The following is a 16922-nucleotide window of genomic DNA, read 5'->3' as shown; positions in this document are numbered from 1 at the left end:
GCTCTTCTTGGCTGGCTGGACAATCGGTCGCAGCGGCTCGGCACCTCGAACAAATCGAAACGGTCGCCTCGCCCGGCGCATATAAAATATCGACGACGCCTACGCGGCTCGGGGAAATGAACATGCGGTGCGTGCGAGAGGGGCGGAAATCCAGGGCAGCACAGGCCGACACAGATGGGGCTAGAACTTGAAGCGAAACAAGATTTACATTCCAAGTCTCGGTCCTTCAGCCTGGCGGCGGTTTCTTGCAGAACCTGAAAAACAGTGGCGCACCGGTTATTCGGCGAAAACGCTCGCGCACTGTTGGGAACAGAGCGTTGGTCTGCCTCCGGAAATCTCGGGACTGTTCCCCGATACGACGGAGTTGTTGCTTGCTCTCCCGGAGCATAAAGTTCCGCTGCGCGGGGGCAACCGCGATAGTCAAAATGATATCTTCGCCTTGATCCGATACGGTGGCGCAACATGCGCGGCGACGATCGAAGGAAAGGTGAACGAGCCTTTCGGACCGACAGTCGGGGAGTGGCTGAAGACACCGTCTGTCGGCAAGTTGGCGAGGATGCGTCACATATGCGATGTCCTTGGCTTGGCAGAGACACCACCGGCACATATCCGCTATCAGCTGCTGCACCGCACCGCGTCAGCAGTGATTGAAGCGAAGCGCTTCAAAACGGACGAGGCGGCGATGATCGTGCATTCATTCTCGCCCACGAGGATGTGGTTCGCCGATTTCACCGCGTTCACCCGGTTATTCGACCTGGACGTTGCACCTGACCGCGGAGTTGGGCTCTCTTTGAGCAACGGGGCCCAGCTCCGGCTTGGATGGGCTACAGGAGATGCCGCCTTCCTCAAAAATTGACGTCGTTCGAAACGGGCGCGGGCCCCGTCATTCCGATCGAAAAGACTTGGAGCTGGTTGAGCACCGACTGTCTGCTATGAACTCGATGCGACTTTGGAGGAAGTTTAGATGAAGGCAGCGCACGTTTTGACGTTTTGCATGTTACTCGGCTACGGCGGTGAAGCATCCGCACAAGTCCTCGTGGGCCGGCCGAACTGCCCCACGAACAATGGCTTCAAGACGAGTTGGTTGGATTGGGTGAGGGCTGAGACAAAGGACAATCACGCGTTCTCAATCTTCCTGAGCAAGCAATCACCGATGATCGGCATACTGAAGCCTGGAAAATGCAACACCGCGCTCGGACATAGGAACGGAATTCGCATTCGCCAAAGGACCGACAAAGGCTTTCGCCTGGTGAGCCTTGGTAAGATCGATGCAGATACGATGTCGTTCACCTATGACGAGCACACGCTTTCATTCAACGAGGCCGGCGACTTGTTCGACCTCAATTACGGGCGCGTTGGCTCGTTCAAATGCGCATTGGGCTGCTAGAGAGGACGGTAGTTCGTTGGGGAGTAGGCGGACTTGCGGCCCGCGGGGATTGTCCGCTCCTGTGCGTAAAGCGGAAGGCAAACGATCTTCGTTCCCGATTTGTGCTCGCAGGATCGCATAATATCTCCTGTGGAACTTGCGCGATACCGCGACGGGCCCTTGGGTCGATACGGAACCAGTCTTTAGGGACTACCGAGATTTGTGTCCATCTGACTTCCCGCCATCGCGCGGAATTGAGCGCGAGTCCCTAATTCTCAGACCGGCGCAAAAGCAGACGCGCGCCGGTGTAGTCACCATTTGTGATTTCGACACCATGAGCAGCATACGCGGCTTTGATCTTCTTCTTGGTCGCTTCTGTTGCGGTTCCCGTCGACTCGAAACGATGTACCGTCGAAAACGCGATTCCGGCATTTTGGGCCAAGTCTCTGACGGACCATTTCAACATCGCGCGAGCGGCTCTATTTGCTTCGGGTGTAAGTGCTGCCATAAAAACTCACAAAATGAATACGGACGTAGCGAAAAACGCTTGACGTCTTTGATTCGAGTTACTATGACTACGCTTGTAGGCGTAATGCGGCGATTCTTCTAGCCGCACTCCTGCGCGTACGCACAATTGCGCCCTGTCAGCCGATAGTCCAGCTATGCGAGCGGAGCCAGCCGCACGCGTCGTCTGCTGTCCATCGCTCGGCATGGGGGGTGCCTGGAACACAGAGGATCCGACCACCGCGCGTGACGACATCATCGATATTGCCCGCTCGCTGGTCAGACCGCCCAGACAGCTTGCAGCAGCGCTGTCGGGGTGATCGTTTAGAGGGGCGGCGCAGCGGACGACAAACGTCCGGACCGCTGGCGATCATTTCAAACTCACTTGAGAGCGGGAGGCGATAATGTCGCGCAATCCAGTCCGGTCCAAGAGACCGCAAGCCACAAGTTCGCAACCCGCCGCCCAAGGCAATCCGGCCGATGACGCCATCATCGACCAGGCACACGCGCTTTATGGCAGCGATGCAGCCACCGCCGTCGCCTACTGCGGGCTGGACGCCTGGTTCGAGGGTGAGGAGGTCGAGTTTCGCCGCCTTGTGCGATTGTTTCGCAGGCTCATGAACTAGGCCCGTTTGGCAAAGCCTGATGGCCCCCGGTTTATCATAGACTTGAATAAATTGAGGGTGACGACCGCGGTTCATATCCCTTATGTGGACGGCCCCCGACTCGCAAGATATTTTGAGATGATTTGATCTGATCGCTTGCGTCCATATGTCCGGCCTGTTGTTGCGTTCGCACATGAACGCTGGCCAAGATGGTTTCCGCAACACAGGTCCCAGACATCAAGGCGGCCTTGAGGGGCCAAAGGGATCCCCGGGGTATCCTGTGTCCCGGATCGATCGATCACACCATCTGCTATTATCTTGCAAGTTGTCGTATTACCAACACGTGGCGAAGATCAGGATGTCCCGGGTTCTTGCTTCCCAATCTTCATGCGACGCATCCCGTCAAAGCTGGTCCTGATTGTGCGCTGTATGTCTCTCCAGAGACCATGAGCTTCCAGGCCACGCGCGCCATCTTGTTAGCGAGTGCGACAGCTGCAAGTTTAGGCGGCTTGCGCTTGAGCAGTTCCGCCAGCCATCGAGAAGCCTTGCCAGATCGCCGCGCGTGATGAATGACAGCGGTTGCTCCAGCCACCAGGACGGCCCGCAGAGCTTCATCGCCGGCTCGCGTGATACCACCGAGCCGCAGCTTGCCGCCGGTCGAGTGATCCTTTGGCGTCAACCCTATCCAGGCCGCGAACTGGCGACCAGATTTGAAGAGCTCCGGAGCGGGTGTCTTCATTATCAAAAGAGCCGAACCGATTGGGCCAATGCCGGGAATGGTGTTGAGACGTATGCTGCGTTCGTCGTTACGCTGCCATGCCTTTACCTTGGCCTCCACATCAGCAATCTTCTTTTCCAGCTGGGCGTATTCCTCGGCCTGGCTCATGAACAATTCCTGTGCGAGCTCTGGCACAGTCCCGTCGGCTTGTACCTTTTCAAGCAGCAGAGGGATATGCGCCAGCCCCTTGGCTGCGGAGACACCAAACTCATTGGCGTAGCCCCGGATTGCGTTGGCGAGTTGGGTGCGGTTGGCTATGAGACGGGTACGGACGCTGATCAGCATGAGTGCCGCTTGTTCGTCAACTGTCTTAACGGGAACAAACCGCATCGTTGGGCGGCTCATTGCCTCGCAGAGCCCCTCCGCATCGGCCGCGTCGTTCTTGTTCCGCTTGACGTAGGGCTTGGCAAGTTGCGGCGCGATCATTTTTACCTCATGTCCGAATGAGGTGAGCAGCCGTGCCCAATGATGCGAACCACCACAGGCCTCGATCGCGACCAAAGTTGGCGGGCAGGTCGTGAAGAAGTCGATCATCTCCTTGCGTCGCATTTTCTTGCGCAAGACTGGTTTCTCTCCAGCATTCACGCCATGCAACTGAAAAACATGCTTTGACGTATCCATGCCAATACGAATAATCTTGTCCATGGGCGGCCCCTTCGATTGAGATCTTAACAGCTCATTCTGGCACATTTCGATGCCGTTCAGGGGCCGTCCACTCCAACATCAAGAGCTTCCCGAACGGCAGCTTTGCACCAAATCGGTCATTCCGTAGGCTCGAGCCGATGTCCGCTACTGTGACTTTGAAACGGAGGGCTTCTTAAACAACAAAGGTCGTCGGTTCTGATCCGTTCAAGGCGAGACATCACTGATTTTCGCAGCGAGGCTCCTTGGGGAAGATCGATCACTGGATGACGGCCCCGCGCGCCGATAAAACTACGCGGCAGCTTCGCGTGTCGGCACTCGTCCCGGGAAGAAGACACCCACCTCGCTAACCGCTTCGTCAATGCGGTTGCTGAGGTGCTCAGAAGCGACAGCATAGTAGAGGAAATCACGATTCGATGCATAGACCGCCGTTGGCAGGGTGTGAGACATGAAGAATCCGAAGAGCGGGCGAAGTTGGTGCTCTACCATCAGCGCGTGACGATCCCCGCCGCCTGTTGCGGTGATGAGGATTGGCTTAGATTTCAGCTCATGCGGATCAATGAGGTCGATCAAGTGCTTGAAGAGGCCAGGGTATGAGCCCTTATAGGTCGGCGCGCCGATGATAAGGACCTCGGCGGAGACAATCTCTTGCAGCACATGTTGTGCCTTCTCATCAAGCTGCTTGCGCCAAAGGGCAGAACCAAGCGATGGCCCGACATCAATCATGTCGTAGACGGCGACATCAAAGCCATAGCGGCTGCTCACGCGTTCGGCGACATGCCGGACCAGCGACCGAGACTTAGCTGGCAACCCCGCCGAAGATTTCGGCGATATCCCTCGTGCCCGGTGGCCGGCCTTCTAGCGCAAGCCTCGCCGCGGCCTGTTGGAAGGCGGTGTTGAGAGGGGCCGCTACGCCGTGGATGCGGCCGAGCCGGACGATTTCGCCGTTCAGATAATCGACCTCGCTCGAGGTGCCGCGGGTGAAGCTTTGCCAGGTCGATTGCTGGCCGGGCTCGATGCCGCTCTCCGGGGCGACGCGCCAGGATGAGATGTCGATTTTCCACTCCGAGGGAGAGGCTGGATCATAGCCGGCGGCAACTAGAACAGCGCGTGCCTCTTGCGCCAAGCCGGCGGCGGCCTTTGAGCGGAGCTCGGAAGCGCCGGCGAAAAGCTCGACCGCATTGGCGACGTTATGCTCCAGCTTGGCGGCCTTCCATCGCCGGATGTCGGGGCGCGCTTCGGCGAGATAGTCCGCCTTTGCAAGATCCGCTACTATCGACAAAGCCGTGTCGTCGAGCCCTTCCGGGTAGCGTCCAAGCGCGACGATACCGACATTCGGCTCGCCCCCGACGACGACCTCGCCGGTGACGGTGTAGCGCGCCGGAATACGAATGCTGGCTGCATAGAGACGATTGAAGCGCCGCAGCGCGATCTCTTCCGCAGCCAGCCCATTTTGCAATGTCACGAGGGGCAGTTCTGATGCAAAGCCTGCATCCTCGACCTGCCGCCAGGCCCAGAATTCCGTGGCCGACTCGACATCCTGCGCCTTGACCGCAAGGACGAGAATATCATCCGGCTGAAGCGTCGGTGGCGTGGCCGTGTCGGCGGTGTTGAGGCTGAGCACGCGGTGTCCGCCCGGCCGGCGATAGGAGAGACCGTGAGCCGCGATATGGGCAATTTGCGCGCCGCGCCCAACGAGCACATAGGGGATGCCATGCGTTTCGAACTCGGCCGCAAGGCTCGCGCCGACCGCGCCGGCACCGATGATGATGTAGCGTGTCATGATCACGCCGTTTTCAATACAGTGAGACTGACCGGAGGCGCCATTGGCGTGTCCTTTTCGCTCTTCCAACGTTCGAAGGCGGCCCGCCCGAGAATGGAAATGGACGTGTCTTCCTGCGGGGCATGGACGAGCACCGACTGAATGTCCCGGAAATGGCGCTCCAACCCCAGTTCGTTCCCGAGGCCGGGATTGCCGATGCCGCGCACGGCGATCTGCACCGCGTCGCGCAGCTGCCGGCCGGCAAGCAGCCGGGCCCTGATGTGTTTTTCGGCCTCGGCTTGCTTGTCCTTCAGGGCATCGAAAATGATCTGCCGGGCGCCGGAGACGAGAAGGTCGATCTCGCCGGAAAGCGTTGCGAAGCGTTCCGTGCGGGCAATCGGATGGCCAAGGTTGGTCGGAACGCGGTCGTGAGCAAAGCGGATGAACGCCTCCTGAGCGGCTTCGGCCACCCCAAGATAGAGCGCGGTCAGCGCCAGCGTGATTGCCGCGTGGGCACGGTTGTCCTGCTGTGCAACGGATGGATCGACCAGATCGATGACATTCTCCAGCGGGATTTCGACATCGGTGTATTCGACATCGTGAGAGCCGGAGGCGCGCATGCCAAGACTGTTCCAATTCTCAATGATGCGAATGCCCGGAAGCCTGTTCGGCACGACGAATGTTCCGACGCGGGCCGGTGTTTCATCGGTCTGCGCCCAGACCAGGAAATGGCTCAGGCCGTGTGCCCCTGTGACGAAGCGTTTGCGGCCGGTGATCGACCAGCTGGAGGCGGTACGCCGGGCAACCGTCGCCGGCAAGCCGCCGCGGGCGGGCGAGCCAAGTTCCGGTTCTACACGCGCGGCATTGAGCAGCAGCGGATGCTGCTTGGCCTGCGTAAGCAAGCGTTTGTAGAGCTCCTCGGGCCAATGGTTTTTCGTTGCCTGACCGAGATGGTTGAAGATCGTCATGGCGCTGATCAGTGCAACCGACGGATCACCCCGGCCGAGTGCCGCAAGGATCGTCGCGGACTCGTGGAGCGTTGCGCCGGCGCCGCCATATCTCGCCGCGACAGTGCTTTCGAGCAGACCGCTTTCATGGACCGCACGGATGCCTGTCCAGGGGAAATCCCCGGTCCGGTCCGCCTCGGGAGCAGCATCCGCAAGAGCGCGCGTCGTCGCGCTCAGCAGGCTTGGATCGAAAGCCGTGTCGCGCGCGATCATCAGGCTGCGGCCTTCTTCTTAGCCTCTTCCCGCTCACGTATGCCCTCGCGCACGAGCGGCAGGATGTAGCGGCCGTAGTCGACGGCATCGTTGAAATTGTCGTAGCCACGGATGGAGATCAGGTCGGCGCCGAGATCGATATAGTCGAGGATTGAATCGGCAATCGTGCGCGGCGATCCGACGAGCGCGGTGGTAGCGCCGGAGGCATTGGTCGCCGTGACCGTCGGATACCACAGGGCGCGATCATGGACGTCGCCACGCGCGGCTATATCAAGGAGCCGCTGCGATCCGACATTGGCGGGGCGAGGGGCGGAGAGCGGCGCGCGATGAAGGCCCTTTTCCCGGTTATCCTTGAGATGGTCGAGCACCCTGTGGGCCTTCTCCCATGCCAATTCGTCGGTTTCTGCAACGATCGGGCGGAAGGTCACCCAAATCCGCGGCCGGTCCGTCCTGCCTGCTTTTGCCGCCTCGGCATAGATGCGCTCGATCTGCTGCTTGGTTTCCGCCAGCGGCTCGCCCCAGAGCCCGAAAATGTCGCCTAGTGAACCCCCGATGCGATACGCGGCATCAGAAGAGCCGCCGACCGAAATCGGGATCGGCCCGTTGGTTGGGCGCACCGCGCTGCGGAATTGCTTAAACTGGTAGTACTTCCCATCGAAGTCGAAAGGTTCTTTGGACGTCCAGGCCTGACGAAGGATCCGGATATACTCTTCCTGCCGCTCGTAGCGCTGTTCCTTGTTGAGGAAGTCGCCCTCGCGCGCCTGCTCGTCATCGCTTCCGCCGGCAATGAAGTGGACGACGACGCGTCCGCTGCTCAACTGGTCAAGCGTGGCAAGCGATTTGGCAGCCACCGTCGGGTAGACGGTATTGGGCCGCAGCGCGACGATGATCTTGATGTTCTTCGTATGCGCCAGAACGGTCGCGCCAAGGGTAAAGGGGTCAAAGGAGGACGACGAGTAGGGGATCAGCGTGTAGTTGAAGCCGTAGTCGTCGAGGGCGCGCGAGTAGCGCTCGAGATAGTGGGGATCGACCGGAGCGTCCGGAATAGGGTTGAGGTCGTTCGAGGCGTTGGGAAAGCTGACGCTGATGAATTCCGCGGACATGGGAGCTCCTCTGATTGTCGATAGTGGTCGAAAGTTAGGCGGCAGACAAAGGCTAAGGAAGACAGGTCTTTCTATTTCTATCTAAACCATAGAAAATATATCTAATTGACGACTGACGCCGCTCAAATTTCAAGTGGAGGTTCTACCAATCAGGCGACCAGCCAAGGCTGGGGGCGATAGTCGCGGCGAGGTCGGTCAGCAGCTGGATATTCTCGGCGAGGCTAAAGGCCGGCGGCAGGAAGAGAACGATCTCGTCGGCCGCAGCCAGCCCGGCATCACTGAGTACTGCTTCGACTACCTGGTCCGGTGTGCCGTGGAAGACAGGCGAGATCTGGCTACCCGGCGGCTGGTTGGTCCGCGAGCTCGGTTCGAGAGCGCCCTTCGGCCGCGATGCGGCAATGCCCTGGGTACGGCGCTCGAGATCATAGGCTGCGTATCTTTCGCGAAGGTCCGGCGTCGTGCCGACCAGGATCGACGCTGCCACGGCAACAGGCGGCGGCTCGCTTGTCCGCTGCTTTCGCCAGGTGGCTCGGAAAGCCTCGATGCAACGGGCCTGATAGTTTCCGAAGCTCTCACCCTCGGCGTGGTCGTGCTGTACGGTTCCGGCGATCAACCCGATGCCGAGTTCGGCGCCCTGGATCGCCGACCCGAGGCTGGCGGACCCTTGGCGTATGCGCGAGCGAAGGGTCGGGCTGTGCGGCGTCACCCTCAGTTGGCTGCCTTGCGCGGCACCGTGGCCGGGTTCTGCGACGGTGTGCAGAACTTCGCCGGAGATCGCGGAGAGAAAGCGCTGCTGACGGCGCTTGGCTTCCGTCCGGGCGTCGGCTTCGACCGTGCCGAAGACGGCATCGAAGGCTGCGTTGGCGCCGGTAGAGATTGCCAGTTCCAATCTGCAGCCGATCAGTAGGTCGGTCGTGCCTGCGGCTTCTGCCAGCAGGATGGGGTCCTGATAACGCATCGGAATGACGGCCGAGCCCAGCACGATATGGCTGGTATGCTGACCTGCCGCGGCAAAGAAGGGCAGCGGCGAGGATAGATAGTGGTCGAAATGCCGCTGATAGGCCCAACCCGACTGATAGCCCAGACGTTCTGCCGCCTTGAAAAGCTCGATGCCTTCCCGCAAGCCATGGGCTGGGCCGGTTTCATCGTTGAACGAGACGCGCGTGTTGAATCCGAGCCGCTTCTTCGGACGGAATGACGCGGACTGCGCCGGGGCGGGGGCGAAGACGCTCATGCGATCTTTTCCTCGTTGAAGATCTGCCGGTACTGCGGGGGAGGGGGCGGCGAAAGGCGCGCGGCACCTGATGGGATCGATTCCAGCAGCGAACGGGTGTAGGGCTGGCGAGGGGTGTCGAAGATCTCTGCAACAGTGCCATGCTCGACGATGCGTCCGCGCTGCATAACCGAGACCGTGTGGGCAAGCTGGCGCACGAGCGCCAGATCATGCGATACGAAGATGTAGGTGAGGCCGAGCTTGACCTGCAGCGACAGCAGTACTTCGACGATATCGGCCTGGACGCTGACGTCGAGCGCCGAGGTAGGTTCGTCAAGCACAATCACATCGGGTTTCAAGACAAGCGACCGGGCGATGGCAACGCGCTGGCGCTGGCCGCCAGACAAGGCGGCAGGCTTGCGGGACAAGAGATGCTCCCCCAGCCCGACATCTGCGAACGCCTTGCGCACCGCGAGTACCCGCTCCTGATGTGTCCCGATCTCGAAGCGGTCCAGCGGCTCGCGCACGATTTTCTCGACGTTCCACGTCGGATCAAGGGACGTGAAGGGGTTCTGGTAGACGAGCTGCAGGTGCCGCCAGACAGAGCGAAGCTGCTCCGGTGACCGACCGTTGACCTGTTCGCCGCCGACAGCGATCTTCCCGGTATCGGGTTGCTCCAGCCCGAGCAAAAGCCGGATCGCCGTTGTCTTCCCGGATCCGGATTCACCGACCAGCGCATGTGTCGTTCCTGCCTGAACGTCGAACGAGACGTCGTTGACGGCGGTCAGAACCTTTCCGTCGACGGTGAAGTTCTTCGTTACGCCGCTGACCTCGATCTTCGGTTTCTTTTCGCGCCTGGCGCCGTGGTGCCGGAAACCAGGCTCTCGCAATGGCCGGTACCGGTCCGGGTTCAGTGCCGGCACATCGTCGTGAAGCTTTCTGGCGTAGAACGAGGAAGGGGCAGAGAATACCGTAGCGGTACTGCCGGCTTCCTGGATGGCGCCGTCCTTGAGGACCACAATCGAATCCGCGCGCTCGGCTGCAATCGCTAGGTCATGGGTGATCAGGAGAAAGCTGATCTGCAGCTCCTCCTGCAACTTCGACAAAAGGTCGAGAATGCGCTTCTGGATCGTCACATCGAGTGCGGAGGTCGGCTCGTCTGCGACCAGCAGCGTCGGTCGCGGCAGAACGGCGAGACCGATCAGCACGCGCTGGAGCATGCCGCCGGAAAGCTGATGGGGGTAGGAGTCATAGATGCGCTGCGGATTATCGAGCCCGACCTGCGCGAATGTCTCCAGAACGAGTGCCTTGCGAAGCGCCTTGTCTGGTTCGTCCAGAAGTGCGGCAGCTTCCATTGCCTGCGCGCCGATAGTGCGAACTGGGTTCAGGGAGTTGCCAGGGTCCTGCGGCACGAAGCCGATCCTGCGTCCCCTGAAGGGGCGGAAGCGGCGCTCCGAAAGCCCCAGAAGCTCCTGGCCATCGAATTCGACGCGGCCCTTGGCGTATCCCGTCGTAGGAAGCAGCCGCAGGACGGCGCGGGCGATGGTCGACTTGCCGGATCCGGATTCGCCGATCAGTGCGAGACTTTTGCCGCGTCGAAGCTCGAAGCCGACATCGGACACGACCCTGTTGGTACCGTAGGCCACCGATAATCCTTCTGCCCGTAGCAACGGACACGATGGACGGTTCAAAAACGTGGTCAGTCTGTCTTGCGGAGCCATCGGCTGATCCTGTTTACAGAGAGAACGGTTGCGATCGTGACGAGGGCCGGGGCGTAAACAAGCCAGGGCCATTTGAGGTAATCCTTGCCGATCGAGATCAGCAGGCCCCAATCGGAAGCAGGTGGCGGGTCGCCGTAGCCTAGGAAGGCAAGGCTGGCGATTACCAGGATGGAGTCGCCGAACTGCAAGACGGCAAGCGGCAGCACCGATCGCGATGCGTTGGGGAGCACGTGACGCCATAGAATGTGCCAGCGCGATCCGCCGAGAAGGAACGACGATTCGACAAATGTTGCCTGCCTGGTCTTGATGACTTCGGAGCGCATCACCCGGGCAAAAAGAGCGACGGCGGAGACGCCCGTCGCGATTGCCGCATTCGTCGTGTCGAAACCGATCGCAGTGACGACGATGACCGCCAGCAGAAATTTGGGGATTGCCAGCAAGACATCGACGAGGCGGGCGAAGACCGTATCCACCCAGCCGCCGAAGAAGCCGGCCAGCAATCCGATAACACCGCCGGCGACAACGCCGATCACGACCGCGATCAGCGCGCTGGCCACCGATGAGGCCGTGCCATAGACGACGCGGCCATACAGGTCGCGGCCGAGATGATCGGTGCCGAACCAGTGCGCCGCACTTGGGCCAAGCAGCTTTTGGGCGGGAGTGCCGTTCACCGGATCGTAGCCGGTGAACAGGCCAGGCGCCAAGGACCAGGCGATCGCCAGAGCGACGACCAGGAACGAGAGGATTACGACGGGCGGCACACGCAGGCCCGTCAGGCGGCCGATCAGCGTCGCACGCGGTGTGGAAGAAATCGAGGCGAGCGTCATGGGGTCACCGCCTTGGAGATGGGGAGAGAGCTGTCATCAGCGGCTGTCGGGCGACGCTGCTGCGTGCCGAGGAGTTTTACGCGGGGATCGAGCAGCGGGTAGGTGAGGTCGGCGATCAGATTGACGACGACAAAAACCACCGCGGCGAGCGAAACGACCGCTTGCAGAACCGGCAAGTCCTGAGTGCTGACCGACCGCTGCACCAGGCTGCCAAGCCCGTTTCGGCCAAACACCGTCTCGGTGATCAGCGAGCCTCCGAGCAACTCGCCGATCGTCAGCGCGACGACGGTGATGACCGGCAGCGATGACGGCTTCAGCAGGTGCATGACGAAGAGCCGCATCTGGCCGAGCCCGCGCCCGCGTGCGACGGCGGCATAGTCCTGGCCGGACTCATGGTCGAGATTGGCAATCAGGACTTCGGCAATCTGCGCGGAGATTGGGATGCCGAGGGCGATCGCTGCAAAAAGCGTTGCCCAGAAGCTGTCGGGCTCGATGACGCGAAAGATGCCGAGCTGGAAGCCGAAGAGGTGGATCAGCACCAGGCCGATCACGAAGTTCGGAACCGAAAGGAACAGCGACGGGAAGCCGCGCAGCAGGCCCTGCCCAAACCGCCGCGGCAGAAATTGCGTTCCGTAGGCGATGATCGCCGCCAGGAAAAGCGCAACCGCGAGGCCCGCGGAGGCAAGCACCAGCGTCGACGGCAGAACCTCCGCGATCAGCGTCGCGACCGGCCGGTTGGTTCGCATCGACAGGCCGAGATCGCCGCTCACGAAGCCGGAAAAGGCGTTCCAAAGCTGCACGGGGATCGGGTTGTCCAGCCCCTGCGCAGCGATGATCTCCTTGATCTCATCCGGCGTGAAGCCGTTCTGCGGGTTGTTCAGGACGTTGGTAATCGGATCGCCGGGCAGGATGCTGACGACCACAAAGGTGAAGACATAAGACAGCAGGATGACGACGACTGCCTGCAGGAGCCGCTTTCCAGCGTAGTTGAAATAGGCCTTGCTCATGCCCAGCACCTCTATGTCAGTCGAACGGCCGACTATTCGCTCTTCGTCGCGGTGTAGTAGCTGGCATAGGCGACGCCATTGTAGACCTCGCCCTTGAGCTTCGGCGACTGCACGTAGATGCGCTGGACGATCTGCGTTCGCGGAATGAAATAGCCCTGGTCGAGCACGTATTTCTGCAGTTCGTCGAGAAGCGGTTTGCGGGCTTCGATGGAGCCGGCGCCGGCGATCTTGTCGCGCAGGTCGTTGAGGGTCTTGTCGCTCTCGTCGAGCGCAAACCAGTTCTCGCCATTGTTGGCGTTGGTCAGAATGCCGGCGACGGTGCCGGCGTCGATGAAGGAGCGCGTTACCTCATATGCCGGCACCCCAGCGCCGCCATACTTCACCTTCTGGCCGAAGGTGACGACGTCATAAGCGCGGATATCGACCTTCCAGCCGATCTTGCCGAGCTGCTGCGAAATCAGTTCGTCGATCGATTTCGATGTCGCGAGGTAGGGGTTCGAGTTCAGCGTCAGCAACAGCGGCTTGCCATCCTTGACGCGGATGCCGTCCGCTCCCTTCTTCCAGCCTGCCTCGTCGAGAAGCTCCTCCGCCTTTTCAGGATTGTAGGCGAGGAGCGCGCTCTGGTCGGCCGCACCCGGAACGTTGCTCTGGATGAACGACGTCGCAAGCTTCCAGTCGGGCGTATAGACGGTGTCGATGATTTCCTGGCGATTGATGCCTGCCTGAAGCGCCTGGCGAACCTTCACGTCGTCGTAGGGGGCAAGCTTGGTGTTGATCGCCCAGCCGTTGACGAAGCCGAGATAGCGGGGTGTCGCTACCGTGAGGCCTTCCGACTTGAGGGACTCGAGTTCCTGAGGCGATGCGTTATAGGCGACGTCGGCCTGACCGGACTGGACCGCCGCGACGCGCAGCGACGGTTCCGACACGAGCTTGTAGGTGATCGTATCAAGGTGGGCGGGACCGGTCTGGCCGACCGCTGCCGCCCCCCAGTTGTAATCCTTGCGCTTGGCGAGCTTGACGTAGTCGCCTTCCTTCCAAGACTCGACGACATACGGGCCGCTGCCGGAGGTCTTGCTCAAGTCCGCTTGGGCATTCGCCGGCGAGGCGATGGTCTTCGGGGAAATTAGGATCGACCCGTGGTAGCCGAGGGTCGGGATGAAGCCCAGGGTCGGCTTCTTGAAGAAGACCTTTGCAGTTGTCGCATCGACGGCTTCGGCATGATCATAGGTCTTGGGGAACAGGCCGATCGGATTGATGCCCTCGCTCTTGCGCCCGGCATACCAGATGTCGAGATTTGCGACGACGGCTGCCGCATCGAGCGGGCTGCCATCGGAGAAGGTCACGCCGCTCTTGAGATACAGGGTGAATTCAGTCGCATTGTCGTTCTGCTCCCAGCGCTCGGCGATCCATGGGCTGACCTTGCCGGCGGCATCGACATAGAGAAGCTTGTCAGTCACATGGCCCCAGATATGGCCCTGAAAGCTCGAGATCGCGCTGTTGTTGGGAATCCAGGTGTCCCCGAGGGAGTCGATCAGGAAGACGACCTCTCCGCCATCATACGCTCCGTCTTCAGCCAATACCGGGGTTACAGTCGCTGTCGCGACCAGAGCGGCAAATGCCAGTGCAGAGGTGGCGGTCAGCAGACGACGCCGGGAAAGAAGAGGGCGAGAAGAACGGTCGTTCATAAAGGGGTCCTGTCTGGTTGCCGGGTTGATTACGAACAGGAGCCTATGTGAGCGGATCGATTTCGAGAAAGACTGGTTGTTCTTTTTCGATCAAATTTGTAGATTATTTTATCAGGGCCGTCTGAAGCACGGGGATCAGGATTTCCGGTGGCCGTTCGCCCGGTAAGGGTGGTGCCACTGCCGGTCTATTCGTCGATGAACGTCATTCCGTCGAGAATGCGCACGGGCGGCAACTCCCCGGCAAAGCGCTCGACATCGACCTTTGTCAGCTGCCCGGTCGAGGCCTGGGCAAGCTGAGACGTGCCGGCATCGCGGGTGAGGGTATTCGGGTTACCATGAACGCACATGGCCATCTCGGCCTGCGCATCATCGGGCTCGAACCACGCGCCGGTGGCAAGCTGCATCACGCCAGGTTTTACATCTGCACTGATCACCGCGGCCGCCAGGCAACTGCCGCGGGCGTTGAACAGCCTGACGATATCCCGGTCCGAAATGCCACGCTCTGCCGCATCCGCCGGGTTGATGCGCACCGGTTCGCGGCCGCCGATCTTGGTGGAACGGCTGAAGTCACCATAGTCCAGCTGGCTGTGAAGGCGCGAGTGGGGCTGGTTGCAGACGAGATAGAGAGGATAGCGGCTTTCCGCCGCCTTTATCTTCGGGTCCCGTTCAAACCAGCGCGGATGGCCCCGGCAATCGTCATAACCAAAGCTTTCTATCGCTTCAGAGAAGATTTCAACCTTGCCCGATGGCGTCGGCAGCGGATTGGCGTCCGGATCGGCCCGGAATGCACGCGCAGGGCCGCCATCGTCAGGCTTTACCGGCAGCTGCAGTTCGCCCTTCTCCCAGAAGGTCTCGAAATCCGGCGCCGAATGACCTGCGGCGGTGAGCGCTGTACGCGTGGTCTCGAAGAGGAAAGCGAGCCACTCACGGCTCGACCGGTTCTCGGTGAATTCGCGGCGCTTGCCGAGGCGCTCTGCGATTTCCGCAAAGATATCGTAGTCGTCGCGTGCTTCGCCGACCGGCTCGATCAGCTTCTTCATCGCGATCATCATCGGATCGCGGTCGGCCGCACCGATATCGTCGCGCTCGAGCGTCGTGGTCGCGGGCAGGACGATATCGGCGTGGCGTGCCGAGGACGTCCAGGCTGTCTCATGCACGATGATCGTCTCCGGCTTCTTGAACGCATGGCGAAGCCTGTTGAGATCCTGATGGTGATGGAACGGGTTGCCGCCGGCCCAATAGACCAGCCGGATGTCAGGATAGCGCAGAGCCTGGCCATTGTAGTGGAACAGTTCGCCCGGGTTCAGCAGCATATCGGCGATCCGTGCGACGGGAATGAAATCCGGCACCGGATTGTGGAATTGCTTGAGCGTCGGCAGGGGAACAGCGAGCTGGCTTTTGCCGATGTTGCCCAGCGCGCCGATCGAATAGGAGAAGCCGCCGCCATCGAGCCCGATCTGGCCGAGCATGGCCGCCAGCACGATCCCCATCCAGACCGGCTGTTCGCCGTAGTCGGCGCGCTGCAGGGAATGGCTGACGGTGATCAGCGTTCGGACGTTCGCCATGCGCCGTGCCAGATCCACGATCGTATCGGCAGCTATACCGCAGATGCCGGCTGCCCATTGGGGGCTCTTCTCGACGCCATCTTCGCGTCCCAGCAGATAAGCCTCGAAGCGTGGATAGCCTGCCGTATACCGGTCAAGAAATTCCCGGTCATGCAGTCCCTCGCTGACGAGGACGAAGGCGATCGCGAGCATGAGCGCGACATCGGTTCCGGGGATGACCGGCAGCCATTCAGCCTCCAGATCGGCGGCAAGATCATCCTTAAGCGGGCTTATGAGGACGAAACGCGCGTCGCGCGCACGAGCACCACTCAGCGCCGGGCGCACGACGTGCCGGCTGATGCCGCCGCCATGGACATCGGTGTTCTTGACCGCCATGCCGCCGAAGGCAACGATCAGCTCGCTGCTGCGTTCGATCGCGTCCCAGGTGACGCTCTTTCGGTCGAAGCTATCGTAAGGACCGAGCACATGCGGAATGATGACCATCGCCGCGCCCGAACTGTACGTATTGACCGATCTGACATATCCGCCGAACACGTTGAGGAAGCGGTGGATCTGGCTTTGGGCATGGTGAAACCGCCCTGCGCTGGACCAGCCGTACGAGCCGCCGAAGATGGCCTGTGGTCCGGCTTCGCCGTGAACGCGGCGAAGCTCATTGGCGACAAGATCGAGCGCTTCCGGCCAGCTGACCTCGACATAACCGTCGCTCCCGCGCATCTCGGCATTATCGGGCCTGCCTTCAAGCCAGTCGCGCCTGACGGCCGGGGATGCGGGCGGGGCTATGGGCGATTGCGGGCAGATTGCCGAGCAGGGGCGATGGGTGCGGGTCGGCGGGATGCGCACGGATTTCGAGAGCTTCGCCCTGATGCCGTCCATAGAATGCACCCCAATGAGAGCTGTGGGGTTTGAAGCCGTCCATCGCACCGT

General features: G+C 60.9%; 14 protein-coding genes and 2 pseudogenes. 4 read left to right on the top strand and 12 right to left on the bottom strand.

Annotated elements, in window-relative coordinates:
- Positions 1 to 187: 187 nt before the first annotated feature.
- Positions 188 to 856: a hypothetical protein gene (locus tag WI754_RS21970; RefSeq protein WP_341487439.1), complete on the top strand. Its 669-nt coding sequence runs from the start codon at positions 188 to 190 to the stop codon at positions 854 to 856.
- 108 nt (positions 857 to 964) lie between these two features.
- The gene (locus WI754_RS21965) at positions 965 to 1387 is read left to right on the top strand and encodes a hypothetical protein (RefSeq protein WP_349438036.1); all 423 of its coding nucleotides are present in this window, start codon (positions 965 to 967) and stop codon (positions 1385 to 1387) included.
- A 247-nt stretch (positions 1388 to 1634) separates the two neighbouring features.
- Here the strand turns inward: WI754_RS21965 and WI754_RS21960 are convergent, their stop codons facing one another.
- Entirely contained in the window at positions 1635 to 1874 is a 240-nt protein-coding gene (locus tag WI754_RS21960) for a helix-turn-helix transcriptional regulator (protein WP_349438035.1), read from the bottom strand.
- A gap of 196 nt (positions 1875 to 2070) precedes the next feature.
- On the opposite strand from WI754_RS21960, the pseudogene WI754_RS21955 reads away from it, so the two are divergent.
- Positions 2071 to 2190: pseudogene (locus tag WI754_RS21955) on the top strand (LysR family transcriptional regulator); the annotation flags it as partial.
- A gap of 84 nt (positions 2191 to 2274) precedes the next feature.
- The gene (locus tag WI754_RS21950; RefSeq protein WP_341487437.1) at positions 2275 to 2496 is read left to right on the top strand and encodes a hypothetical protein; all 222 of its coding nucleotides are present in this window, start codon (positions 2275 to 2277) and stop codon (positions 2494 to 2496) included.
- Between the two features lie 364 nt (positions 2497 to 2860).
- On the opposite strand, the gene WI754_RS21945 is transcribed toward WI754_RS21950, so the two are convergent.
- The 11 genes and pseudogenes from WI754_RS21945 to WI754_RS21895 all read right to left on the bottom strand — a co-directional run bounded on the left by WI754_RS21945 (position 2861) and on the right by WI754_RS21895 (position 16914).
- Positions 2861 to 3898, bottom strand: coding sequence for an IS110 family transposase (locus WI754_RS21945; protein WP_341486398.1), 1038 nt, complete (start codon positions 3896 to 3898; stop codon positions 2861 to 2863).
- A gap of 288 nt (positions 3899 to 4186) precedes the next feature.
- Positions 4187 to 4729 (bottom strand): FMN reductase, encoded by a 543-nt coding sequence (msuE, locus tag WI754_RS21940; protein WP_341488043.1) that lies wholly within the window; start codon positions 4727 to 4729, stop codon positions 4187 to 4189.
- Positions 4695 to 5678, bottom strand: coding sequence for a 2-dehydropantoate 2-reductase N-terminal domain-containing protein (locus WI754_RS21935; RefSeq protein WP_341487436.1), 984 nt, complete (start codon positions 5676 to 5678; stop codon positions 4695 to 4697). Before WI754_RS21935 ends, msuE begins: the two co-directional genes overlap by 35 nt.
- A gap of 2 nt (positions 5679 to 5680) precedes the next feature.
- Entirely contained in the window at positions 5681 to 6877 is a 1197-nt protein-coding gene (locus tag WI754_RS21930; protein ID WP_341487435.1) for an acyl-CoA dehydrogenase family protein, read from the bottom strand.
- Complete coding sequence (locus WI754_RS21925; RefSeq protein WP_341487434.1) at positions 6877 to 7980, bottom strand: LLM class flavin-dependent oxidoreductase; 1104 nt, start codon at positions 7978 to 7980, stop codon at positions 6877 to 6879. The genes WI754_RS21930 and WI754_RS21925 overlap by 1 nt, the downstream gene beginning before the upstream one ends.
- Positions 7981 to 8122: 142 nt before the next feature.
- The gene (locus tag WI754_RS21920; protein WP_341487433.1) at positions 8123 to 9214 is read right to left on the bottom strand and encodes an LLM class flavin-dependent oxidoreductase; all 1092 of its coding nucleotides are present in this window, start codon (positions 9212 to 9214) and stop codon (positions 8123 to 8125) included.
- A complete protein-coding gene (locus WI754_RS21915) occupies positions 9211 to 10914 on the bottom strand; it encodes an ABC transporter ATP-binding protein (RefSeq protein ID WP_341487432.1) in 1704 nt (567 codons plus the stop codon). The genes WI754_RS21920 and WI754_RS21915 overlap by 4 nt, the downstream gene beginning before the upstream one ends.
- Positions 10893 to 11741 (bottom strand): ABC transporter permease, encoded by an 849-nt coding sequence (locus WI754_RS21910; RefSeq protein WP_341487431.1) that lies wholly within the window; start codon positions 11739 to 11741, stop codon positions 10893 to 10895. The genes WI754_RS21915 and WI754_RS21910 overlap by 22 nt, the downstream gene beginning before the upstream one ends.
- On the bottom strand, positions 11738 to 12748 hold the full coding sequence (locus tag WI754_RS21905) for an ABC transporter permease (protein WP_341487430.1): 1011 nt from the start codon (positions 12746 to 12748) through the stop codon (positions 11738 to 11740). The genes WI754_RS21910 and WI754_RS21905 overlap by 4 nt, the downstream gene beginning before the upstream one ends.
- 32 nt (positions 12749 to 12780) lie before the next feature.
- The gene (locus WI754_RS21900) at positions 12781 to 14433 is read right to left on the bottom strand and encodes an ABC transporter substrate-binding protein (RefSeq protein ID WP_341487429.1); all 1653 of its coding nucleotides are present in this window, start codon (positions 14431 to 14433) and stop codon (positions 12781 to 12783) included.
- A 185-nt stretch (positions 14434 to 14618) separates the two neighbouring features.
- Positions 14619 to 16914 (bottom strand): annotated as a pseudogene (locus WI754_RS21895) (molybdopterin guanine dinucleotide-containing S/N-oxide reductase).
- Positions 16915 to 16922 lie beyond the last annotated feature (8 nt).

This window comes from Pararhizobium sp. A13 (assembly GCF_040126305.1).
GTDB lineage: Bacteria > Pseudomonadota > Alphaproteobacteria > Rhizobiales > Rhizobiaceae > Pararhizobium.
Note: the sequence above shows the minus strand (reverse complement) of the source record. Positions and strands in the feature narration are given on the sequence as shown.